The following is a 22,940-nucleotide window of genomic DNA, read 5'->3' on the forward strand; positions in this document are numbered from 1 at the left end:
AAAAGGCCACAGACTAGCTATGCGCGCCGCCTGTGGTCAAAGTGGCGCGCAATTGTGGAGATTTTGGGGAATTGGAACCTTAGAGGCCGCGGGCGCGATCTTCAGCGGTGTCGTTGCCCGCGCCACGCCAGCGGTTGTGGGTCCACATCCATTGGCCGGGATGTTTGCGTACCTGCGCTTCCAGACTGTCGTTCAGCAGCTGGGTCATCTCCTGCGCGTTGGTGTGTGGAATAGGCGCTTCCGTTTCAATCACAAAGCTGCCGTCCGGCTGGCGGATGCCGTAGCAGGGCACAAGATCAACGCCGTACTTCAGCGCCAGTTCCGCGGCGGATTCGGCTGTGCGCGCAGGTTTGCCCATGAAGTCATAGATCGGGGCGCCATTGATGCGCTGGTCATGCACGATGCCGACAAACCCGCCGCCACGCAGGTGCTTCAGCATGCTGGACATGCCGCGACGCCCGCGCTCAAACATCGGTTCGCCAAAATCGGCCATGGCGGCCACGTAGTGTTCGTTGAAGTAGGGGTTGGACATACGCTTATAGAGCACACCAATCGGCATACCACGGGACAGGAAGGACCCGCGCACAGCCAGATAGTTACCGAAGTGTCCTGTAACCAAAAGCACGCCCTTGCCGTCTTTGTGGGCTTGCTCAATCACCGCGTTGCCAGGGCCGTTTACCGGCGCAGCGGCGGCGCGCTCCTGAAATTCCTGGCCGGAGTAGGTCTCCATCAACATCCGCCCCATCGAATGAGCCGCCTGATGCACAATCTCTTCGCGCTGTGACTTGGACAGCTCGGGCATCACCAGATCCAGGTTGGCACGGATGCGGCGCCGGTTGCCCGACAGCGGGGCTATCACATGATCCGCCAGCCAGCCAACGGTGTTCATGCGGGTTTCATAAGGCAGCGTGCGCATCATGGACAAAAAGCCCCGAATGATGGCGTCGCTCAGCTTGTAGCCAAAATCGTTCTTGGAAGTGCTCATCTGCTGCCTGCGTCCTGCATGTTCTACGTCATTGTGTCGCGCGTTACTTAAGTTTCCAAGACCTGCGGCGCAAGCGGGATGCGGCAAATTGCGATTGCACCACCGCGAGGTGCATCGTAACACCGAGGGAAAGCCCTGTCCGGCCACTATGCGGCTGTGGTGGGCGGTACTTAGCTGGAATGGCGTGCTTTTGCGGTGCGTCGAGAGGGGAACGACACATGATTCTTGGACACATCGGCGCGCGCAGAGGCTCTAAAGGCGTGCCAGGCAAGAATTTTCGCGAGATCCAAGGCAAGCCACTGATTGATTGGTCTTTGGATATGTTGTTTGCACATCCGCAAGTAGACGCCGTGGTGGTCTCGACGGACGATGACGAGGTCTACGCGCACGCCATTGCGAAGGGCGCTTTGGAGATTGGGTTGCGTCCCGCGGAACTGGCGACCGACACTGCGCCGAAGTGGGGCGTATGGCAGCATGCGCTGGCGGCCAGCGAGCAGGCGTTAGGCCAACAGGTGTCTGCGTTTTTGGATCTGGATTGCACAAACCCATTGCGGGTTCCGGAGGACATCACCGGGGCGCTGTCTCTATATGAAACCGAGCGACCCGACATGGTGATGAGCGTGTGTGAGGCACGTAAAAACCCATATTTCAATCTGGTCGAGCCAGATGACAGTGGGGCGCTTCAGGTGTGCAAAAAGCTGCCAGGTGGCGTTTGGGCTCGTCAGTCAGCGCCCAAAGTCTATGAGCACGTCGGCTGTGTTTATGTGGTGGCACCGGAATATTTGCGGACAGCCAAGACCATTTACGAAGGGCGGGTTTTGCCGTTTGAAATCCCTTCCATTCGCGGTTTTGACATCGACGAGCCGCATGATTTTGGGTTGGTGCAGTATCTGCTTGGCGAGTTGAACGCGGGCCGCCTTTAGGTTTGAGATTTCGCCGCTGCGAGCGCGCGTGGCAGCGCGTGCAGCAGTTTCTGCGTGCCACCCGCATGGGCCTCAAAGAAGGCGTCGATTGCGGCCTCAGATGGTGTAAAGCCGCCGGAAAGCGCTTCTGCCAAAGCGTTTGCATCAGCTTTTGCACAGGCCACACCGGCGGCCTTTGCCTCTTCAAACGGGTATTCGATGGTCCAGGTTTCAGGTCCGGTGATCACCGGCTTTTTGAGTGCCAACGGCTCGATGATGTTGTGCGCACCTGCTGGCACAAAACCGCCGCCGACCACAGATTTGTCGGCCATGGAAAGATAGAAATACATCTCCCCCAGACTGTCGCCAAAGAAGATGTCGGGCTGCGCTTGCGGCGCCGGAGTGTCCGAGATGGTTTCGGCGGAAATTGCTTCTGGCAAAGCAGATGAGCGACGCAGAACATCAAAGCCTTCAGCGACCAGCATGTTGTGAATTTCGTCAAACCGCTCGGGGCGACGGGGCACATAGACAAACAACGGCTTAGGGCCGGAAGTTGCCAGCATCCTTTTCATCGTAGCGATGTAAAGCGCGTCTTCGCCTTCCACGGTGGATCCAAAGGTCACAACCGGGCGCTTAGCAGCCCCAATCCATTCACGCGCTATTGGACCGGCCGCCGTCAAGTGCGGCGGAATGGGTTGGTCAAAGCGCAGCTCGCCGGTGACGTGGATATTGGGCACGTTGACGGCGGCAAAGCGCTCCGCTTGCAAGTCGGACTTCACAAAGGCCCCGGCAAACTGGGCCATAACGGCGGGCCGCAATCCAAGTGACTTTTGGTCTTTGACGATGGATTTGGAGGGATATTGCGCATTGCACATGAAGAGCGGCACGCCCGCGCGTTTGGACGCCATCACCATGCGCGGCCAGATTTCAATCTCCATGACGAGACCAAACTTAGGCCTGAAGGTTTTGAAAAACCCAGCAAACGCCCAGGAAGTTTCAAAAGGCACCCAGACGGTCTGCAACTGGCCATTGGCAATGGCGTCCGCAAACACGGCCTGCGTCTCCCGCCGGCCAGCCGGGGTGAACTGTGTCACGACAACCTTCTCGCCTTGATCCAAAAACGCTTGGATCAGCGGCACCGCGCTGCGCAACTCGCCGAGCGACACCGCATGTACCCAAACAGGGCCACGCATTGGCGTTTTGTAGCGGCCAAACCGTTCTCTCAGATGTTGGCTGTAAAGTGCATCTTTGCGACCACGGCGAAGCAAGTAGACAAGCACCAGCGGCAAGAAGAGATGCCACAGGAGTGACCAAAACCCGAGAAAGGCACGTAGTTTCAGGGGCATGGGGTTCGTTCCTAATTTGCAAGGCGCTGAGGCGCAGGATCAGCGTATTGATACGGATCTAGGTGAGGTCATGGAAGGCTTTCTGCAAGCCTTGGGTCCAGAAGCGCGCATCCTGCAGGGTTTCCACAAAACGCTCAGCGGCGCGGCCTTCGCCAAAGCCGGTGTGCGGCGCGTGGCGGTGGCCCCATTCGTTGGACAGGAATGCATCAATAGTAGTTCGGTCACTGGCGGCACAGCTGAAGACAGAGCCGGATTGCGCGCGGTTGGTCTGGCGGGTGCCGATGTCCAGCGAAGGCAAACCAAGAAACGGCGCTTCGCGTACACCAGCGGAAGAGTTGCCCACCATACAGGCCGCGTTTTTCATCAGCTCTGAAAAGTGGTTGAACCGCATCGACGGGAACTGGCGAAAGCGATCCGCAGGCAATCTGTCGAGCACCGCAAAAATATCCTCTGATCCGGGGTCGTTGTTTGGTGCGATCACAATGAAGTTGCGCCCGGAGGCTTCCAGCGCATCAAACAGATCCTGCGCCTGCGCGCCCATGGTGGCCTGTTCTGAGGTCACAGGGTGAAAAGTCACCAGGCCAAAATCTTCAAAGGCGATGTCGTAGTGGTTTTTGACCTCATCCAAAGTCACACCAGATGCGCCGGCGTGAAAATCCAACTCCGGAGAGCCAATCACATGGATCGCACCTTCCGGTTCGCCCATAGCCATTGCGCGGCGTTTGGCGTCGTCTGAACTGACAAAATGGTGGCTGGCCAGTTTGGTGTTACAGTGGCGATAGATTTCATCAATGGTGCCAGAGACTTCGCCACCTTCGATGTGAGCGCAGGGGATGTAGTTGGTTGCGGCCACCAATGCGCCGGCAAGGGCTTCGATCCGGTCCCCATGCACAACAACAAGATCGGGGCGCGTCTCTGTCACATAGTCTGAGAAGCCTGTCACGGTCTTGGCGAGAACGATGTCCTGCGGATCGCCGGGGCGTTGGTTGAGAAACTCGTGCTTGGTGACGCCCGGCATACGATGCACTTCGATCTTGGTGCGCCCATAGCGCTCCAGCATGTGCATGCCAGTGATGAAAAAAGTAACATCAAAACCAGCATCGCGCGCGGCAACTGCCAAAGGTTCAAGCTTGCCGAAATCGGCGCGGGTGCCGGTGAGAAAGAGGATCGAATGAGTCATAAGCCTTGATCCCCGATTTCGCCAATCAGGGCAACCGCTACCTGCGGTGACAGGATTTGCTGCTTTTGTTTTTGCGGGGAGTCGCTTAAGTCGAAATGGCTATATGCGCAGATGCGGGAAATGTTCATGTCCAACAAACGAATAGTTCTGATGAACCACACCAATATGCAGGGTCACCATTTTGGCTGTGCGCGGGTGATGCGCTTGTTGGAGGATGGGCTGACGTCGCGTGGCGCGGTGATCACGGCCAATCTGGATGGCAAACAGAACTGGATGAAGAGCCCGGAGGCACTGGCTGCCTTGGAGGCTTGTGACGCCATCGTCGTGAACGGCGAGGGCACGCTACACCACGGGCGCAAAAAGGCGAGTTGGCTGATGGAGATTGCGCGCCATCCGGTGACCAAGGACAAGGAACTTGCTTTGGTCAATGCGCTGTTTCAGGACAATCCGGACAGCTGGATCCCGCTGGTTCAGGGGTTCAAACACCTCTATGCGCGCGACGCTCGTAGTGCCAAAGAGCTGTCGCGGATGGCTGGGCGGGACGTGCATAGCTTCGGCGATCTGTCTACCAGCGCGGGGGCATTGCCTGAGCTCGGCAATCGGGACGGCATTGTGATCGGCGACTCAGTGAAAAACGAGCTGACCCGCGCTCTGTATGATTTCGCCGACGAACTGGCGAAATCCGAGCCGGCGCGCATTCTGCCGCTGACCATTTCTCTGCGCGAAGAGAACCCGTACAGGCATCCGTTGCATCGTGCGATCAAGCGGTTTGACTATGCGCGTCGCCAGAAGAAACAAGAAGCGACCTATCCCCTGTTGCGCTACCTTGATAGTGAAGAGGCCTATGTCGATGTCCTGCGCCGCAGTCGCCTGTCCGTGACCGGGCGGTTTCACGGCGTTTGTCTGAACCTTGTGACTGGCACACCGTTTGCTTGCTTGTCATCAAACTCCTGGAAAATTGAGGCGTTGTTTGAGGATGCTGGCGTGGATCGGCGGCGGATGTTGACCGCCAAGGATCTGACGCCTGAGGTGATCCAACAGCAGGATTGGTCCTACTCCGAGCAGGAGAAAGCCAATATCGCCGCCTTTTTGGAGCGCAGCGTGGCTGGGGCAAATGCCATGTATGATGCCATTGTCGGCTAAGGTTTCAGGCGATACATCACCGCGTTGATCGCAAAGTAAGGCCACAAGGTCGTTGCACCAGGTTGTGACAATGTCTGTCGTGCCTCGTGCCAAAGCCCGGCCTTGGCCTGCATTTTGAGCAGACGTTTCTGGATATGACGCCGCGCCTCTGGGTGCTTGTCGAGCCAGGAGGCATTGCGGTCCAGAATTTTTCGGAAATACCCTGCGCGGTCTGCGGCGCGGGCGCGTAGGGTGATGTGGCCCAGATTGGCTGCGTTGTCATGGGCTCGCACATGCACACCTGCTGATGTTGCCTTGCAGCCAGTTGCGCCAGAGGCCAGAAGCCTAATGGTGAAATCCGTGTCTTCGTTGACAAGCAGATCTTCGGCAATGCCGCCCACCTTTTCAAACAAAGCGCGGTCCACCCAGAACCCGCAGCCAAGACCGGCGACCTGTTTGCGGAATGGAAGCGCTGTTAGGGCAATCGTGTCGGCGACAAAGCTGGTCGGGAGGGTCGTCTCGCCGGAGAATGAATGAATGTCGCTGTAGCCATACTGGACAGATGGATTGGAGCTCCGCAAGTTTCCAACCCATTCTGCGTAGCCTGGCACCATTTGGTCGTCATCATCCAGAAATAGCACGGTATCCGCTGAGGTTTGCGACACCCCGAAATTGCGCGCCGCTGCCGGGCCGTGCGGCCCCGGATTAACCAGCACGCGAAGCCGATTGTCTGAGATTGACGACAAACATTCCGCCGCCGGTGGCGCACTGGCGTCGTCCACTACCAGAACTTCGCCGCTGTCCGCTGGTAAGGCACCCAGAGCCGAGCGCACAGCTACTGGCAACAGGTCCGGTCGGTCCTTGCTTGGAATGATGATGCAGGGCGCGCTCAATCTTCGCCGCCCTCAAGATCACTCCACTTCAACTGCGTGTTGCGCGTCACAGCCCGCGTAAGAGTTTTGCCCACCACTTTGTCAAAGTCGTAGCCGGGGATTTCGCCGGATCCAGGACGGCGCGCCCAGATGTCTTCTTCCCCAATCACATGGCCGGCTGGGAGGTCCTTGTCTGCCACCACAGAAGCGCGGGCAAAGGCATACACAGACTCTTCGGCTTCGGTACGCTGTTTCGGATTGTTGGCCGCAATCCAGATTTCACGGGAGCGCTCGATGATGTGGCGCAGCTCGGACGGATCCATGGAGTTGATGATGTCTGGCCCCTGACGGTACCGTGTGTCGGTGTAGTGCCGTTCCAGAATGCAGGCGCCCAGCGCCACAGACGCCAAAGCCATTTCAGGCCCAATCGAGTGGTCTGAGAAGCCGACAACCGCGTGTGGAAAGGCTTCTTTCAGGTCGGTCACGCCACGCAGGGAAACGATCTCTGGCGGCGATGGGTAGAGGTTGGTGCATTCCAAAAGCGCGTATTCAATACCGGCTTCTTCGAGGATCGCCACAGAGCGGCGCATTGTGTCGATGGTCTGCATGCCGGTGGACAGGATCACCGGTTTTCCAAAAGACGCGATGTGGCGGATCAGGGGCAGGTTGTCTGCCTCGCCGGAACCAATTTTGAACGCGGGCACGCCTGCGTCAGCCAGGAAATCCGCTGCGCGGCGGGAAAAAGGCGTGGAGATGAAGATCATTCCGAGCTCTTCGGTATAGCGCATCAACTCCAGCTCTTCCTCCGCAGACAGCGCACATTGCTCCATGACTTCCCAGATCGAGACATCCGCGTTGGGTGGGAAAATCTCCTTGGCTTCGTCGGTCATCTCGTCATCAACAAAATGGGTCTGGTGTTTGACCATTTCACAGCCGGAGAGAGCCGCAAGGCGCACCATCTCTTTGGCAACAGAAAGATCTCCACCGTGGTTGATGCCGATCTCGGCGATCACAAGGGGAGGGTGGTTGGGGCCAATTTCGCGGTTGCCGATGCGCATGACTCATCCTTTTTGTCGGTCGCCTGTGTGACACGACAGCTATCTGTTCCGCTTCTGGCTGTAAAGTTGCGCAGGCGGCGAAGCGCCACGCGTTTAAGCGGCCGTTTTCACCAGATTGCAGCCCGCTGACTTGGCGGCATACAGCGCATCATCCGCCTCCTGCATGGCCGCCTGAGAATCGTTGCCGTTGCCAATATGGCCAATGCCGATGCTGACTGTCACCGGAATCTTGCTGACCGAAGTACGGATCGGGGTGCGCGAGACCGTGGCCCGCATCCGCTCGGCAATATGCGCGGCGTCTTTAGGGGAGGTATTGGGCAGAAGTACAATGAACTCTTCACAGCCAAACCGCGCTACCAGATCATCACGACGGGTGTTGTTGATCAAGCGGTGCGCGGTCTCCCGGAGAACGATGTCTCCCACAAAATGCCCATGGGTGTCGTTGATCGCGCGAAACTGGTCAATATCAATCAGTAGAAGAATGGATGAGGTGTCTGGTGCAAGGGATTGCAGCTTATCAAAAAAATACTGTCGTGTGACGGTTGACGTCAGAGAGTCGTGGTCCACTGCATGCTGCAGTTTCTGTGACATTCGATGCAGGCGCATCATCATGCGTCCACCCAACAAAGCCAGCAAGGGTGTGACAACCGCGGGCACTGCTGCTGCTAGAGCCAAACTGCGCGAGCGTGACGTGACATCAAACACGAAAACCGCCAGCGTAACGCACAAAAGTACCGCCAAAACAGTCCACCCGAAGGCAAAAAGGGCAAGATGGGCTCGGGTGCGGATCATCGCGGTCTCACGGCAAAAAGGGAGGTCCCTTTAGGCTTAGCGGTTCCGCGCTAATTTTCCTTTAAGCGGAGGGCGCATTTGAGAGTCCCAGAACGAGGTCTGCGCGCAGACCCCCAAGACGTTCACTTTCGCCCAAACGCAGGATGCCGCCATGCGCGCGCGCCACGTCTGCCGAGATCGACAAGCCCAATCCTACGCCCATGCCTTTGTTCTGGTTGCGCCCTGGTTCCAGCCGCGCAAAAGGTTTGAGAGCCTCCTCACGCTGTTCCGGAGAAATGCCGGGCCCGTCGTCTTCAATGCGCACGCGTAGATAGCGGTCGGTGATCTGCACCGAGACTTCCGCGTGATTGGCATAGCGCACCGCGTTGCCAATCAGGTTCTCAATCGCACGACGGACGGTCACAGGGCGCAGCGACACCATGCCGTGGCCTTCAATCTCATGCACAGTCACATCATCGCCCGCGCGGGCAAAATCCTGCACCACATTTTGCACAAACCCAACGGCATCCACCTCTTCGCTGTCGTCTTCATAAGCGCCCCGCGCGAAGCTGAGAAAGGCATCCAACATGCGCTGCATCTCCTCGATGTCGCGTTCCAGCGGCTCCCGGTCCTCGTCTTCAAGAAGGGACACGCCAAGCTTGAACCGAGTCAGTGGCGTGCGCAGGTCATGGCTGACCCCCGACAACAAAAGGGTGCGCTGTTCGATCTGCCGCTCGATTCTGGCGCGCATGTCGAGAAAGGCACTGCCAGCAGCACGCACTTCGACTGCGCCACCCGGCGAGTAGGGCACGCTTTGCCCTCGTCCGAAGGCCTCTGACGCTGCGGCGAGTCGTTTTATGGGACGCAGTTGATTGCGCAGATATAGATAGGCCACAAAAGTCAGAAGCGCGCCAAAGAACACCATGTTTACAAACAGCTGGTGGGAGTTGGCTGCGGAAACCCGACGGCGGTCAAAATGCACCCGCAAATTGCCATCGGCATGCTGCATAAAGAGATAGACTTGGCCTTTCTCTGCAAGCTCCACGGCGGTCACGCCGGGCAAGTACCTGCGAAATTCACGTGAGATGATGAAGGCCGAAAAATCATACCAGACCCGCGTGTCTTTGGTTGGCAACTGCTCAACAAATTCCACGCGCATATCCAATGTGTCCAACACGATAGGTAGGGCGTCCGGCGCCTCGTCTTGATGCTCCAACCCTTCGAGCACCAGCAGTACTTCGCGGGTCACCGCACGTGTCATCTGTTCGGTCACACCCTCAAAATGTCGGGTGATCAGGCCAAAGGACACCACAAGCTGCAACAGGACCACCGGCAAAATCAGGATCAGCGCGGCCCGGCCATAGAGGCTGCGTGGCATATAGCGTTTGAGCCACTGAAAAAACATGCGTACACCTTGCCGAAAGACCACTGTCAGAGAGGAAGACCATGGACGCGCAGATGATGGCTTTCAACCCCGAACCAGGGGTTGCGGTGGCTCTGGAGCCTAAGGTGCGGCGAATCCTTGCGCCCAACCCGTCCCCCATGACCTTTCGGGGCACAAACACTTATCTGGTGGGCACACGCGAGCTGGCCGTGATTGATCCTGGGCCGGAGAGTGATGCGCATTTGCAGGCCATTCTGGACGCGTTGGAACCCGGCCAGTCCATCACGCACATCTGCGTCACACATGCGCATCTGGACCATTCCCCTTTGGCTGCCGCTCTCTCTGCGCAAACCGGTGCGCCGATTCTGGCTTTTGGTGGCCCCGAAGCCGGGCGCAGCGCGGTCATGCAAAGACTGGCCGAGTCGGGCCTTGCCGGTGGCGGGGAGGGCGTGGATGCCAGCTTTGCCCCGGACGTGGTTGTGGCCGAAGGGGAGGTGATCGAAGGGCCAGATTGGGCACTCGAAGTGATTCACACCCCTGGTCATTTTGGCAATCACATCGCTTTTGGCTTTGAAGACATGTGTTTTGTTGGAGATCACGTGATGGGCTGGGCCAGTTCGCTGGTCTCCCCGCCGGACGGTGATCTGACCGACTTCATGGCCTCATGCCAAAAGTTGCGGGCGCGGCCCTGGCGGGTGTTCCATGCGGGCCATGGAGCGCCCATTGAGACCCCGGCTGAGCGGCTGGATTGGCTGATGGCACACCGCATGTCTCGCGAGGCCGAGATTCTATCTGCGCTGAAACAAGGCCCGGCGACGGCCGAAGCTCTTGCGGCCTTAATTTACAAGGATACGCCAGCGGCCTTGCTGCCAGCGGCTACACGGAACGTCTTTGCACACCTCGTTGATTTGCAAGGAAAAAGCCAAGTTTCGCCAGCGGGAGAGCTTTGCGCAGAGGCGGTTTTTGAACTTCTGTAAAATTTTTTCGTCGAAATTCAAAAAACTTCGAAAAAGCCTCTGGACGTCCCCGAAAACCATAGTTATACCCCGCCACATCTTCAGAGACACACTCTGACAGACACAAAATGTTCCGGCGTAGCTCAGCGGTAGAGCAGTTGACTGTTAATCAATTGGTCGTAGGTTCGATCCCTACCGCCGGAGCCATAAAAAGCCTCTAGCCTCAACGGGTTGGAGGCTTTTTTGCTTTTCATGGATTGCGGTTGATGGCGCTGGGTAACGGAAGGACGTCGGTGACATCCTTGTTGGAACGGTGCGCATCCGGGCAGGAGCGTTGATCTGGAAAACGCGCCCTTGGGGTGTTCGGATTTGGGGCGACTGTCAGGGTTTTAAGCTGATCTGTAGTTGCGCGAGATCAAGACCGTCACAGCGTTGTTCAGCTTTGTCCAGATAGGCCAGGAGGTCGTCCTGTCTCGGTTGCCCAAAGGCCAGACGATACAGCGCAACGGAGCGCTTAAGCCAGGGCAGCAACGATGTTTCTTTGCTGTAAGGCAGAGCAAGAGAGAACCGCTCAATGCTATGATCGCCTTCATATAGCCAATAGGGCTCCAGATCGCCGCGTGTCTTTGGCGATTGTTTGGCGTGGTCAAAGAGGACCTGCCAAGGGTCTCGGCCGGTGTCACCTTCGGTCAAACGGTCGCCAAATTCGGCGGCAATGTTAAGGCGCACAGCGTGGTTTTTGTAGCGGTGCACCCGGCCTTCGCGCTGTTCCAGATCAACCGGATTGGCAGGCAGGTTCCAATGGACAAGCCGATGACACCAGGGGTGGAAATCCAAGCCTTCCTGTCCCACCGATGTGGTCGCCAGCACGAAGGGGCGAAACGGCGAGTTAAAGGCGTTTCGGACTGTGTCGGTACGTTGCACCGAGTTGTCTTCTGCAGCTTGTTGCAAGAGCCGGGTCGCAAACCGCCCGCGCATGTTGAACGAGTCATGTGTGATGTGTTCACCGTCTGAATCATACGCTTTAACATCAATCCGGGCAGGCTTGAGCGCGATTGCTTCGGCGATTGCATCTGCCAGTCGGGCGACGGCGCGCTCTTGATGCTGTGCCGCCGTTTGGTTTTGGGGTTTTGATGACAGCCCTTCGGATTCCAGCAACAAATGCACGTGTTCGTCCAGAACAGCTTGCAGGTCGTTGGCGATGCAGTAGTGCAGGACGGCCTGCCAATATTTTTCTTCGGATTGTTCTTTCAGCAAAGCCTGGCTTTCGGGCTGATTGAACAGCCCGCGCAACGCCATAGCGATTTTGGTGGCCGCAGACAAAAGAGTCGGGTTGTCCGGGTCCAAATCCGGCGCCACGCGCATCAGTGCCCTTAGGGCACAGTTCGCCGGGCTTCCGAGCGCAAGATCAGTCAAATGGTTCAACATCTGTTCTGCATCCGGGTGTCCGGTCAAATGGCCTGGGTGTGCCGCATCAGAGAGCGCGGTCAGGTGCTCGTTCCAGCCGCTTTGTCCGGTCTCCAGCACAAGTTCGTCCAGATCAGGTCTGCGTTTGAGCCATTTGCGGAACGACTTGCCAGACGAATCCAGCGACGCAGGGCTTGCCCACTCCCAGTTTGTTGCGGTGGTCGTGGTCTCCGATGGTGTTTGTCCAAGAGCGCCATGAATGGTTTCAACCACCGGCCCCAGCGCGGCTTTTGCATGCACGCGCAAGGCCGCGGCGTCGGGAAAAGGGCCGTGGCGTTGCGCGATGGTCAGAGGATCCACCGCAGATATAAGGGCCGGGGAGGGGATCACCAGCGGTAAGGAGCGAAGCCCTGTCATCCTTCCCTTGTCCTTGTCTATTCGGAAAGTGAGCAAGGGGCCGCGTTTTTCGAACGCCTCCGAATACCTATGCTGAAAGCTGGACATGCCCATCTCGCGCTCGCTCTCATAAGACAAAAGAGCAGAGATGGCGTCCGGCACCATGGCCCACTGGGAAAACACCAGAAGTTTGCTCGCCGCCACTGGTGCACCAAAATACGGAAGGCTCGGCGGCATCCACAAACGGCGGCCCATCCCATTCTCGAAAGCGAGATCCTTCAAGGCCCTCATACGCCCATTGTTTAGCGGCAGGGGGGCATAGCTTTCGACGATGTTCCTGTCGATCTGGGCAGGTTTGGCCGCTGTAATCGCTTTTCTAAGGTCTTTGGAAGGCGCGCTTTTTTGGTCTTCGAGGAGCTGACCCAACTTATAGTCACGCAAGAAACTGAGCGGGTAGGGCGCTGATTTCCAGTATTCCACAATGCTTGGCGCCCCTGCGGCGGCCGCCACATCCGCCACAAGTTTGGCTTGCAACAGATCTTCCGGCTCTAATGTGAGATCGATTGGGACATCGCTCATCATGGCGTCTTGTTGCTGGGTGTCGGCGACCCTTTCGGTGCGGGCAATCACCTGGCGCAGCGTGGTTTCTATCCCGGATTTGATGTCCTTGGCGCTGTCGAAGGAATGCGGCAACCGCTGCATGGCAATTCGGAAACGGTGCATCTCGCGCTCCAGCTCCTGGCGCACCTCGGGACCGCGCTCGCCAAACAGAAAGCTGATGACATCGAGAAACTCGCGGTAGTGGTCTCCCGCTTCGGCGTCGTCATCTCGCAGTGACAACATGCGGTAGGGCGTTGCGGACAGCAGAAGCACCTTGGCCTGATTGCCATCGGGATCCTTGGCGTCAAAGAGGCGTCGGGCAAGCTCTGCGGCTTCGTCGTCTCCGTGAAGCAAAGTGGTAAAACGTTGAAATTCGTCCAGAACAATCAAATCCGGCTCCAGCGCCTCCGCGCTTTCGCGGGCCAGAATCGCGCGCAGCTCCTTTACGCATCCGTTAACTGCCCGGCGCAGCTCATAGTCGCTGTTGCCTTCAAGTTCGAACTGATCCGTCAGATCCCGGACCCGCTGAAGCAGGGCAGGATCATTGGTGAGCGCGGTATGGAAGCGGGTTTCGATCCCCTGCTCAAAAGGGAGTGAATCAATGTGTTGACACGTCCAGGCCCAGCCGTTGGTTCCGGCCGGATGCATCATCATTTCTCCAAATACTTCCGCGCGATGCGCGTCCAGGTGGGCGCGAAGCAGACGTGTCAGAATGGCCCGCTCCTCCTTGCGCCCGCCGCCACTCTTCAGATCCAGCGATGTGCCTGGGGTCAGACTAAAGAAGTTGACGCCTTTCTCCTTGATCCGCTTGGTGCCATCGGTATCCGGCGCCAACTGGGTGATCAAAAGTGTGAGACGCGTGGCGAGACCGGTGTCGGCGGTATTGGCATCGGTCACATCCAGCCTGGCAACATTCTGTTTGGCAATGGCACCGTTTGAGCAAATGTAGACGACATCAATGCGCGGCACATCTTTCTGGAGGGCCTCAATTGTGCGGGCAATGACGCCGCGCGCCACCATGGTTTTGCCGAGGCCAACCTCATCAGCCACTAGAAAATGTCGCACCGGGTCCGGATCGCTCAGAAGGCGTCGAGAGACGTAGTCGACCGTGCGGCGTTGAAAACGCTTCAAAGGCTGAAGAGCTGTTTCTGCGTTGAAGGGGGAGCCGGTCTGGGAACTCATGTCGTTTCGCTTTCCATTACTTGCCGGAAGGAGGCCCAAAGCATTTGAAATTCGGCTGGAATAACATCACTCTCTCCGGTGTCCGGGTCTACGAGGCGCGCCATGAGGCGCTCGATTTCGTGTAGCTGCTGCTTGTCACCGGATAAGGCGCGCACAAGGTCTTCCAGGAGGGGGCGGTCTTGTGCGGTGTTAAATGCCCCTTCACCAGCTCCGCCAGACCCCGCAGCCATAAGCGCTTTGCCCGCATCTGAGACATCGCCAAGCAGAAGTCGGATGTAATTCAGGAACGCCGACTTGTTCTGAATGACCGATTTGAGAATTTGGGCGGTTCGGTTTTCCGGCAGGTCGCGCAGATCGGTGCCCAATGTGAACTCCTGGAGGATGCCGCTGGCTTTGTCTTCCAGGCGCACCCCAATCCACCGTGTCACATCGACCAGGGCCAGTTCACACAGAGGCAGATCAGTCTGGTCAAGCGCATCGATCGTCCTACTGTGATCCGCTCCGATAACCAGTGGCCATACCGATAGGCCAATGGTCTCAGGTACGTGCAGCGGTGTCTGGCTGGACAGCAAAAGGGCAATCCGGTCACCCGGCATTTCAGAACAGCGCAAAGTCAGGCCAGCTTGCGCCAGCATTTTGCGGAGCCTGTCCAATTTCCTCTCAATCGTCGCGTCGGTGCCAGTTGTCTCGGAGGTGTATGGCGTGAAATCTTGCAGGTAACGTCCTAGACGCTCAGGGGAAAATTGATCTTGGACTCGCCCAATATGTCGGCGCAGGCCGGTGAGCGTGGCAAACACCTCGACGTTGGCTGCGCCCGTGCCGTCTCCTTTTGACGGTAGGAGCGCAGCGCGGGTGGCGTTGCCGGACCCGATGGTCACCTCGGTGTGCCATCGCCGGTCATAGCAATGTTCCGTGAAAAAGGCTTTGGCATGCAAGCCGCGCGCCGGAACACTGTTTCGCGAATGGGCGGTGTTGCTGTCCGGCGTGGTCTCCTCTCCATCCTCCGTTTCGGCCATGTCATCCAACACCAGGACATGCCCAAACTTGGCCAGTGTCTCCGGTGTCAGTGCACTCAATTCGTCCTGTCGCCCCCAAAGGTAACATTGGTCCTCAAGAGCCTCGCTGGTCAGCTCTTGCAACGCTTCATCGGTCACAAAAGGCGAGATAATCCCGACCGAGCGCCCCATTTTCGGAGCCCAAGCCTCATCGGTGATGCCGTTCACGGCAAAGCAAATGTCGAGGATTTGTTCCGGATGCTGCCAGCTGGTTTTGTTCAAAGACTGCGTAAGTGATTGGGCAATGGCGCGGTTGGCGGCAGAAGCCCCCCGTCCCGTAGCGAGGCTTGGAAGGGCCGCGACCAAATCCATGATAGGTTTGTTGGCTTTGTTCCGCTTTGCGGTTTCTTCCCCGTCCAAGACCAGCGACAGGTCCCAGGATTGATCGGCGGTGAGGTTGCGCGACAACAGTGCCAACCGCATGAACGTTGGCCCAGTGTCAATTGGAGCAAACCGTAACACCCAAAGTTTGGGGTGAAAGGCGCCGCCGCGTGGCGCCAACACTTCAGTAACGGTATTTTCCAGCAGGGCAGTCAGTCGGTTGCCTTGCTTGGGCATGGCCTTGATGCGGCCAGCCTCACAAAATATCGCAATTCTGCTGGACAAGCGCTCCAATCCTTCCAGCAAGGCCAAGGGGCTGTCCAGTGTGTCCTGCCGATTTTCCGCCGCGTGAAACGCCATCGTCGCGGGGACAACCAGAGCTGTCTCAAAATCCAGTGTGTAGGTCGTGGCCAGAGCCTGATCGAGCACATAGCCTGCAGGTGGTCGCAGGATCTCGCCATAGAGTGTCCTGTTGTCAGGTGCCAGCATGGTCTGTTCCGTCATTGCAAAGATCATCCAGGTGGTTGGAGACCACAGGCGTCCAACGATAGGTCAACGGCGCCGTTCCAGAGGCACCGCCCCAGCGCGCCAGGGCAGCATCATTTTGCAGTCTGGCTTTGGCCCCTTTGAGGTGCCGTTCCCGCCGTGCGATGATGCGGCGGGCATCGTCGCTTTGTGTGAGATTTGCTTGTGTTGCCACCACAACGTCCAGCCAGCCCTGCACAAACCGCCGGGTTGGGTCTTTAATGCGGTGGTTGCTTTGTGAAGCGACCGTCCACAAGTCCTCAAGGCGCCATTGGGCGAGCCTGGACATATCCGTGGCTGATCGCCATTGGTCCAGCTGGTCCGCGTATTCTTCCAGTCTCTGTGTCCACTCTTGGTGCTTGTCCGCAGCCATTGCCGCCCGCTTTTCGCAGAGCATCAGATTGTAGAGCAGCGCCGCGGCGTTCATCAGGATTGAAAACAACTCGGCATGTGTCACCAAAAAGCGGATGTCTTCCGGCCAGTTTTCCTTGTCAGGATGCCCCCATGGCGTTGGAGACTTTTGGAACGCCTCCTGTTGGGCCAGAAGGGTCAAAAGGCTGTGCGGCGCTTCTTGGGCGAGGCGATCCCGCAGAAAGCTGATCTCCTGCGGACTCAGGTCAAATGTGACCGCATTTTCTGCGCTGTGCTTCAGAAGAAAGTCCTCCGGCGCGGACGGAAGCCCAGGTGCCCAGAGGTTTGTTTCACCGGCATACACCGCTTCCAGACAGGCGTTTCGACTGCCCTGGAAGCGTCGAATGCCCAGAGTGCGAAGGCCCGCCCAGTACACGTCGCTTGGCAGGCGTTTCAGCGTTTCGCGTGCGTCGCGGCCGATCACACCATTGGTTTCCTGTCCGCGCGTTAAAGCGTCAATTAAGCTGATTTCCAGGGCTCGGGCGCGCTCGCGCCGCTGATGAGGTGATCCCTTAGTGCGACCGGCCATCTGATAGATCCAGGGCACAAAAAACATATATCTCAAGCGGGTTTGGATGGTGCTTGTGCCTGGGAACAGCAGGTCCGAGAGCGCGTCCCGCACCGAGCCAAGGCCCAGTTCGTCCCGGCTGTCTTCCTGTCCAAACAGGTCCATGATCCGGCGCGTGCGGTCACGATCCGCTTGGTCAAAATCAATCCAAGCGAGGAAAGACATCACACGGTCTCCTTCTGTGTCGCGGGGCAAAAGGACACCGTGCCTTCGCTCATCCAATTGATGGCAAGTCTAGATACCGGTTTGTCTGGAAACGCACCTTCAACCAGGGCCTGGTAGGCTTTCAATTGGGGCAGGTAGGTTTCGAAACGCGAGTTTGGGTCCGGACAGGCCCCAGACTTATGATCCAGAATCAAGAGACCATCGGTGCCTTCGGCCAGACAATCCACGATGGCGTTGGTTTGAGAGCCATCCGCATTGGTAAGCTGCAACGGCAACTCAAAGTGCAATTTGTGATATCCGTTTTGCGCCAGCCAATGCACAACAGATTGGGTATTGGTGCGCAGTTGCATAAGAGTGTCCTGCGGCAAGCCGGAGGCTTCCGCGAGCCGATCTGTCAGGTCCGGTCGGCTTGCAAAAACGCGGAACGCCAAATGCCAGGCGGTGCCCCGCTTTGTAGCGTCTTCGGTTTGCTTGGTGGCGACAGGAGGGGCGATTTCCACAGTCTGAAGCGGCGCCAGACGTGTCGGCGTCTCGTCTATCATCGAGGACGGTTGCTGTCGCCAGGGTGTTCGGGAAACGTCCAGCATTGGTGCCGGAACACCAAACCGGCTTTGGCTTTTAGAGGTGGTCGTTCCTCGGGAGGCAGGCGCTTCTGGATTACCCTCAACAACCCGCGCTGCGAAGTCCGTGCCAGCAACGCTGAGGGCGCCTGGCACGGTTTGCAAGTTGGCGCGGTCGCGCAAAAGGTGGACCATCCGCGTGGCTTCGGTGCGTTCTTTTTTGGGCTCTGGCGGCAGCGCCAAGATCAAACGGTCCCGCGCACGGGTCAACGCGACATAGAGTTTGCGGGCTGCCTCTTGTTCATCGGCATCACGGCGTGCCTCGGCAAAGGCACTTTGCGTTTCGGTGGCTTTGAAGTCAGGTAAAAAACCCAGACCGGCGTGATCGAGCACAGCATTCAGATCATCAAACCGGGCAAACTCTGCGCGCAGGGTGCCAGGGCTTTCTGCAATGGTTTTGTCGAGACCGGCGACAACCGTGATTGGCCATTCCCGACCTTTCGCAGCGTGCCAAGTGGAGATTTCGATGCCTGCAGAGGACCATCCATCCGGATCTGGATGCCGGTCTGCCTTTGGATCAGTTTGGGTCCCGAGCCACCCCAGAAACACCTGCACACCGGTGCCATGGAAACCAGCCGCAGCGCGCAACTCCGGGTCCTGAGCGTCGAAGTCTTGGGCTTCTGCCTGCAGACGTGTGAGGTCTGCCAGGGCCTGGCGCGCCTCAGGCAACCCGGCGGTCCACTCGCGCAGGCCTGTGGCCTTTAGGGTCTGAGACGTGATCTCGGCCACCGAACAGTTCGCATAAGCGCTATGCACGTCACGTAACGGCTTTAGGGCATCGTGGGCCAGAAGCACCCCGTCCACTGCGCGCCGCATCGCGTCTTCAATGGCTATGCGCGGCGGGCCAAGGGTCAGCCAGGTCAGTGCGGCCAATTGATCGGAGGGATCGGCAACAAAGGCAAGAGCAGCGCGTGCCAGTTGTATTGGGAGCCCGTCATACCATCCGCTTTGCTGGATGCGCACCGGCAGGCCGCGCGCTTCGAGCGCCTTGGCCATATCCATACATTTGGAATGGGTGTAGCACAGGATCGCAACGTCAGAAGGGCGGGCTGGGCGCAGCGTGCCAGATTCTTTGTCGCGCACCTGTTCGCCGTCCTCCAAAAGATCTGCAACACGATTGGCAATGCAGGCCGGCGCCAGGCCGACCCGCGCGGGCAGATTTATCGCTTCCAATGCGGTTTTGCCGGTTTCAGACAATTGCGGTTTGAGTGCGTCGTAGCCGTTCGGGAACAAACATGGCCCCAGCGTGTTGACCAACGACATGATCCTTGGATCGGAGCGCCAGTTCCGGTCCAACGGGTCAACTGCATCCGGAAAGCCCTCACTTAATGCGCTGGACAGGCGCGCGTCCGCCCCCTGAAACCCCATGATCGACTGTTTGGTGTCTCCGACAATCAAGGCCTGCTTTGCCCCACGCGCCAGTTGCCACAATAGCGAGAATTGGACCGGGTTCGTGTCCTGGAACTCATCAATTACAACGCAATCGATTTCTCCCAAAACGGCAGTCAGGATGTCACCTTGCGTGCGCAATAATGCTTCGGTTTCGGCGATCATGTCAGCATAGTCCATGACACCGGCCCGGGCTTTCGCTGTTTGATAGGCGCTCTGAACGTCCTGTGCACCTTTGACGATGGCACTCAGATGCGCCTTGGCGTCATTCAGTGGCCCTGGGTGGCGCGGCAAGGCGTCTGCCGCGTCGATGACACGTTGGGCAAGGTCGTCATACCCCTCAGGTGTCTGAGCGCCTCGTTTGGACAGGCGCAGATCCCGCAGTTTTTGCCAAACGCCCCAATCCGTTTCCAGAACGCCAGGCCGCAATGCCCTGCGCAAAAGGCTGTGGTTGTCACGGAAAGCGCTCGCCGCGGTTTTGTTGCCGTCAAATTGCGATGCCAGGCTGGTTGGGAAGTCCTGCAAAAGCGCGCGCACCGCTGATCGCAATGTGTCTGTGAGGGCCAGTCCGTCTTTGGCGCAGTCACCATAGCCACTCTCCAAGTCTTGCAGGGCCATCTCCAGGATCTCGGGCGATTGCCCCCGTGCTCCAAGCCCACGCAACAAATCAATGGCATTCAACAGCTTGGCACGGAAAGCCTCTTCGGCGCTGACACCGTTGCGGTAGCTGTAGCCGAACCGCCCCAGGTCGGTCATCATCGGTTCAAGCGCGGCACATTTGGCCATTTCCAGCCGGATCATCAGATCGCGTTCCGCGTCACTCAATAGGCGGCTGTCCGGCGCGCGACCGGCAGCAAAGGCGTGCTCGGTCAGAAGCCGCTGTCCAAGGGCGTGAATGGTGCCAACATAGGCGCGGTCAATTTCGAGGGCATCATCGATCCGGCCACGTGCCATCAATTCAGCCCGAACACGGCCCCGCAGCTCAGACGCAGCGGCTTCCGTGAAAGTCACTGCCAGAATACGGCCAGGCGCCACTGTGCCCGCCTCGATCCAGTTCGCCAGCGTTTCTTTGATGCGATAGGTCTTGCCTGCACCCGCACCTGCAGGCACCAGAGTCAGATGCGTCATTGGATGTCCTCCTCGGGGGATGGCAGTGTAAAGGCGGACACAAACGGGTTGTCCAAAGCATAGGGGGACACGCCGCGTTCGGCTTGCATTGTGTCGGCGTCACTCTCCTGATTAAGAGACACGCAGCCGCCCCCGACTTGGTTCAGCGCCTCACGCAGCGCAACAAGCGCATGTGCTGAGCTCTCCGCAGTGATGGTCTCCGCGCCATCCACCGTGCCGCCAGGTTGATCCACCAGGACGGCGCTGTCTGCAAAGGTGTGATAGGCGGTGCCAATCGTGGGGCTGGACGTGGCATTGCCGAGATTTTCTGGCGGGGATGTTTTGAGCATTTCCCGGTATAAAGCCAGCTGAAGGTCCCAACCGGCTTGCATTTGCACCCGCCGTTTGTCAGATTTTCCACTCTTGTGGTCCACAATCAGAACCGTGCCGTTTTCCAGCTTCAGGAGGCTATCAGCGTTTCCAGTGAGCGGCTGCCCGTCAAACGCGCCTGACAAGCTGATCTCGTTCTCGACAATGTCCGCTCCGGAGCGCTGCAGAAAATCCGCCCACCCGATAGCGGCTTCACGCGCCGCGACCAGCAACCCTTTGCGTTCCAACGCCCAGGCGGGGTCTTGCATCCAGGGTGCGGTGCGCGAGATGGCCTCATCCAGCGCTGTCCCAACATTTTGTGTCAATGTCGCTTCGGACGGCACTGCGGTTCCTGCAGGAAAAAGCGTTTCCATTACCCGATGAAGCAACGTGCCTTTGACCATCACATCAGGCGCGTCTGGGGCCCAAGTCTGATCGGTGGCGCCAAGCTCTTCAAGCAGCCAGGCGAGCGGGCTTGTGATCAGGCGTTCAAGCCGCGAAGGGGATTGTGGTAACGCCTGACCTTCGTCGTTTCGCCGCAGTTGCAGAAGGTTTGTTTGCAGGTCGAGCTGTCCGCTGGCAGGCAGCTCAGGGCGTGCGTCGTGGGCGATCGGCGAAACGGTGCACAGGCTGACGGTCTGTTTTTTGTCCTCAAGGGTATGCACATCTTCCACGAGATCGGCAGGATCCGTGGCACCCAACAGATAGGCCATCATTGAAAAGGCGGTTGATGGGCTCAAGCGACCGCCCGCCATGTCCAAAGCAGGCACCAGAAAAGTGGTCTGTTCTGTTGCGGTACACAGTTGTCGGCGGAACAGCTCCAGACCGCGGGAGATTTTGTGTCTGCGGCCTGTCAGAGCCAGTCCGGTCTTCTCGCGGATCGTGACAATTTCGCCTTCAGTAAAAAACGGGTTTGTGCCCGGTTGGCGCGGGAAGGCCGATCCGTTCAAACCAAGCACAACCAGATGGCGCACGGAGCGCCACGGCAGGGCGTTTTCGTCTAACAGCGTCACGCCTTCCACAAACCGCTCCCGGTTTTGAGCGTCCACTGGCTTTGGGGCCGCCAAGCGCCGCAGACCCCGCCAATCCAGCGGGTCTGCCAGGCCTGCGTGGAGCTCTCCAATCAGGCGATCGAGGTGCAGTCTCGGGGCTGCCTTTGCGATGACCCCGAGACGTGCTTTGACCTGGGCAGCGGTGGAGGTAGGCCGCAGGGTTTCAAAAACGGCGCGCATATCGGGTGTCAGAGATGCGGCCGTACGTGACCAGCCGCGCTGGGTAAACTCTCGTGCCATCTTGCGGCCGATCTCTCTCGGCCACGGCATATGAGGCGACAGGCTGAGCGACGCCTTGGCTATGCAGGTGTCCGGATTTTCAAGCAGGGCCAGAATGTTACACAGGGTTTCTCGTGTTGTGTCTCGCTCTGCGCCTTCGGGTGGTAATCCGGCGAGTGGCAGGCCGATGTGCTCAAACGCTTCCCGTAACGCGGATTGGTAGCCGACCTCTGCGGGGGCCAGAACACCGGCTTCTGAAGGTTCGGAGATATGTCCCTTTTCAAGAAGGTGCTGAACGTGCGCAGCCGCATATTCGGCTTCCTCTTGCGGGTCCCGCAGTCCAAGGAACCGTACACTTTCGTCTGGTGAGGTTTGCGCGGCTTTGCCTCCAAGGTGTTTCTGCAGGTGCCCCAAGGCGCCAGACGCCTGATGCGCCGGTCCCACTGGACTTGTTGCGGTACCAGTGGGTGCAACCGTGCCATGATGTCCCCGGAGCGCCTGTGCCAGTGCGGTTTCTGCAGGCGTGGCGAAGCTGCAGTCTGGTTCTTGCACAACCGGCAAACACTCCAGCGCCGCGTCCGCTGAACAGTGCACAACATGGGCCCAGGTGGCAACAGGCTCTGGTGGCGCGCCAACATCGGTCCAGAGATCCCGTAGCGCTCTCAAATGGTCCTGCGCGCGCCCATTGGGCAGCGGTGTCAGGTCTATGTCCTTGGGATCCAGACTTGGAACCGCCTGCGCGAGGGCCGTGAAGCCGGACGAGACCGCACGCAATGTGGCGTCGGGTGCGTGGGCAAAACTCTCTGACCATGGCGCAGGCCGATCTCGCAACACTTCGGAGAGCGCAAAAGGCGCGGTGGCCGGGGCGAGATACACCTCCTGCAACAAAGTGTCGGTGATGGTCCGCGAAGCACCGGTGATGGGGGAGATTGTTTGTAAAGGCGTGATGCGCATGGAGTACCGGGGGCAGAAAAGCTT

15 protein-coding genes and 1 tRNA gene are annotated in these 22,940 nt (G+C 58.4%); 4 read left to right on the forward strand and 12 right to left on the reverse strand.

What is annotated here, in order from left to right; genetic code table 11:
• Nucleotides 1–79: 79 nt before the first annotated feature.
• Nucleotides 80–985, reverse strand: a complete 906-nt coding sequence (locus tag SIB92_RS04415; protein ID WP_412554666.1) for a lysophospholipid acyltransferase family protein — start codon at nucleotides 983–985, stop codon at nucleotides 80–82.
• A 218-nt stretch (nucleotides 986–1,203) separates the two neighbouring features.
• Here SIB92_RS04415 and SIB92_RS04420 point away from each other — a divergent pair, with 218 nt between their 5' ends.
• Nucleotides 1,204–1,908, forward strand: a complete 705-nt coding sequence (locus SIB92_RS04420; RefSeq protein WP_412554667.1) for a cytidylyltransferase domain-containing protein — start codon at nucleotides 1,204–1,206, stop codon at nucleotides 1,906–1,908.
• Here SIB92_RS04420 and SIB92_RS04425 read toward each other — a convergent pair.
• The gene (locus tag SIB92_RS04425) at nucleotides 1,905–3,233 is read right to left on the reverse strand and encodes a 3-deoxy-D-manno-octulosonic acid transferase (RefSeq protein ID WP_412554668.1); all 1,329 of its coding nucleotides are present in this window, start codon (nucleotides 3,231–3,233) and stop codon (nucleotides 1,905–1,907) included. The genes SIB92_RS04420 and SIB92_RS04425 overlap by 4 nt on opposite strands.
• Nucleotides 3,234–3,291: 58 nt before the next feature.
• Nucleotides 3,292–4,413, reverse strand: coding sequence for a UDP-N-acetylglucosamine 2-epimerase (neuC, locus tag SIB92_RS04430; protein ID WP_412554669.1), 1,122 nt, complete (start codon nucleotides 4,411–4,413; stop codon nucleotides 3,292–3,294).
• Between the two features lie 126 nt (nucleotides 4,414–4,539).
• Here neuC and SIB92_RS04435 point away from each other — a divergent pair, with 126 nt between their 5' ends.
• On the forward strand, nucleotides 4,540–5,556 hold the full coding sequence (locus tag SIB92_RS04435; protein ID WP_412554670.1) for a polysaccharide pyruvyl transferase family protein: 1,017 nt from the start codon (nucleotides 4,540–4,542) through the stop codon (nucleotides 5,554–5,556).
• Here SIB92_RS04435 and SIB92_RS04440 read toward each other — a convergent pair.
• The 4 genes from SIB92_RS04440 to SIB92_RS04455 all read right to left on the reverse strand — a co-directional run bounded on the left by SIB92_RS04440 (nucleotide 5,553) and on the right by SIB92_RS04455 (nucleotide 9,641).
• Nucleotides 5,553–6,428 (reverse strand): glycosyltransferase family 2 protein, encoded by an 876-nt coding sequence (locus tag SIB92_RS04440; protein ID WP_412554671.1) that lies wholly within the window; start codon nucleotides 6,426–6,428, stop codon nucleotides 5,553–5,555. The genes SIB92_RS04435 and SIB92_RS04440 overlap by 4 nt on opposite strands.
• The gene (locus tag SIB92_RS04445) at nucleotides 6,425–7,465 is read right to left on the reverse strand and encodes an N-acetylneuraminate synthase family protein (protein WP_412554672.1); all 1,041 of its coding nucleotides are present in this window, start codon (nucleotides 7,463–7,465) and stop codon (nucleotides 6,425–6,427) included. The genes SIB92_RS04440 and SIB92_RS04445 overlap by 4 nt, the downstream gene beginning before the upstream one ends.
• 93 nt (nucleotides 7,466–7,558) lie before the next feature.
• A complete protein-coding gene (locus SIB92_RS04450; RefSeq protein ID WP_412554673.1) occupies nucleotides 7,559–8,056 on the reverse strand; it encodes a GGDEF domain-containing protein in 498 nt (165 codons plus the stop codon).
• 262 nt (nucleotides 8,057–8,318) lie between these two features.
• Nucleotides 8,319–9,641 carry an ATP-binding protein gene (locus tag SIB92_RS04455; RefSeq protein ID WP_412554674.1) on the reverse strand — a complete coding sequence of 441 codons (1,323 nt, stop codon included), beginning with the start codon at nucleotides 9,639–9,641 and terminating at the stop codon, nucleotides 8,319–8,321.
• A gap of 41 nt (nucleotides 9,642–9,682) precedes the next feature.
• Here SIB92_RS04455 and SIB92_RS04460 point away from each other — a divergent pair, with 41 nt between their 5' ends.
• Together SIB92_RS04460 and SIB92_RS04465 are read left to right on the forward strand one after the other, a co-directional pair.
• Nucleotides 9,683–10,597, forward strand: a complete 915-nt coding sequence (locus tag SIB92_RS04460) for an MBL fold metallo-hydrolase (protein WP_412554675.1) — start codon at nucleotides 9,683–9,685, stop codon at nucleotides 10,595–10,597.
• 111 nt (nucleotides 10,598–10,708) lie between these two features.
• Nucleotides 10,709–10,783, forward strand: a tRNA-Asn gene (locus SIB92_RS04465).
• A gap of 174 nt (nucleotides 10,784–10,957) precedes the next feature.
• Here SIB92_RS04465 and SIB92_RS04470 read toward each other — a convergent pair.
• The 5 genes from SIB92_RS04470 to SIB92_RS04490 are packed head-to-tail and all read right to left on the reverse strand — an operon-like array spanning nucleotide 10,958 to nucleotide 22,916.
• Nucleotides 10,958–14,161, reverse strand: a complete 3,204-nt coding sequence (locus SIB92_RS04470; RefSeq protein ID WP_412554676.1) for a helicase-related protein — start codon at nucleotides 14,159–14,161, stop codon at nucleotides 10,958–10,960.
• Nucleotides 14,158–16,041, reverse strand: a complete 1,884-nt coding sequence (locus SIB92_RS04475) for a phospholipase D family protein (protein WP_412554677.1) — start codon at nucleotides 16,039–16,041, stop codon at nucleotides 14,158–14,160. Before SIB92_RS04475 ends, SIB92_RS04470 begins: the two co-directional genes overlap by 4 nt.
• Complete coding sequence (locus SIB92_RS04480; RefSeq protein WP_412554678.1) at nucleotides 16,013–17,206, reverse strand: DUF6361 family protein; 1,194 nt, start codon at nucleotides 17,204–17,206, stop codon at nucleotides 16,013–16,015. The genes SIB92_RS04475 and SIB92_RS04480 overlap by 29 nt, the downstream gene beginning before the upstream one ends.
• Entirely contained in the window at nucleotides 17,206–20,343 is a 3,138-nt protein-coding gene (locus SIB92_RS04485; protein WP_412554679.1) for a UvrD-helicase domain-containing protein, read from the reverse strand. The genes SIB92_RS04480 and SIB92_RS04485 overlap by 1 nt, the downstream gene beginning before the upstream one ends.
• Entirely contained in the window at nucleotides 20,340–22,916 is a 2,577-nt protein-coding gene (locus tag SIB92_RS04490) for a PD-(D/E)XK nuclease family protein (RefSeq protein WP_412554680.1), read from the reverse strand. Before SIB92_RS04490 ends, SIB92_RS04485 begins: the two co-directional genes overlap by 4 nt.
• Nucleotides 22,917–22,940 lie beyond the last annotated feature (24 nt).

This window comes from Shimia sp. MIT1388 (assembly GCF_047124445.1).
Classification (GTDB): Bacteria; Pseudomonadota; Alphaproteobacteria; order Rhodobacterales; family Rhodobacteraceae; genus Shimia.

Coding starts and splice junctions, on each gene's coding strand:
- SIB92_RS04425 (WP_412554668.1), bottom strand. CDS start 3,233: ATGCCCCTGAAACTACGTGCCTTTCTCGGGTTTTGGTCACTCCTGTGG.
- SIB92_RS04435 (WP_412554670.1), top strand. CDS start 4,540: ATGTCCAACAAACGAATAGTTCTGATGAACCACACCAATATGCAGGGT.
- SIB92_RS04445 (WP_412554672.1), bottom strand. CDS start 7,465: ATGCGCATCGGCAACCGCGAAATTGGCCCCAACCACCCTCCCCTTGTG.
- SIB92_RS04475 (WP_412554677.1), bottom strand. CDS start 16,041: ATGACGGAACAGACCATGCTGGCACCTGACAACAGGACACTCTATGGC.
- SIB92_RS04480 (WP_412554678.1), bottom strand. CDS start 17,206: ATGTCTTTCCTCGCTTGGATTGATTTTGACCAAGCGGATCGTGACCGC.
- SIB92_RS04415 (WP_412554666.1), bottom strand. CDS start 985: ATGAGCACTTCCAAGAACGATTTTGGCTACAAGCTGAGCGACGCCATC.
- SIB92_RS04485 (WP_412554679.1), bottom strand. CDS start 20,343: ATGACGCATCTGACTCTGGTGCCTGCAGGTGCGGGTGCAGGCAAGACC.
- SIB92_RS04490 (WP_412554680.1), bottom strand. CDS start 22,916: ATGCGCATCACGCCTTTACAAACAATCTCCCCCATCACCGGTGCTTCG.
- neuC (WP_412554669.1), bottom strand. CDS start 4,413: ATGACTCATTCGATCCTCTTTCTCACCGGCACCCGCGCCGATTTCGGC.
- SIB92_RS04420 (WP_412554667.1), top strand. CDS start 1,204: ATGATTCTTGGACACATCGGCGCGCGCAGAGGCTCTAAAGGCGTGCCA.
- SIB92_RS04455 (WP_412554674.1), bottom strand. CDS start 9,641: ATGTTTTTTCAGTGGCTCAAACGCTATATGCCACGCAGCCTCTATGGC.
- SIB92_RS04470 (WP_412554676.1), bottom strand. CDS start 14,161: ATGAGTTCCCAGACCGGCTCCCCCTTCAACGCAGAAACAGCTCTTCAG.
- SIB92_RS04460 (WP_412554675.1), top strand. CDS start 9,683: ATGGACGCGCAGATGATGGCTTTCAACCCCGAACCAGGGGTTGCGGTG.
- SIB92_RS04450 (WP_412554673.1), bottom strand. CDS start 8,056: ATGTCACAGAAACTGCAGCATGCAGTGGACCACGACTCTCTGACGTCA.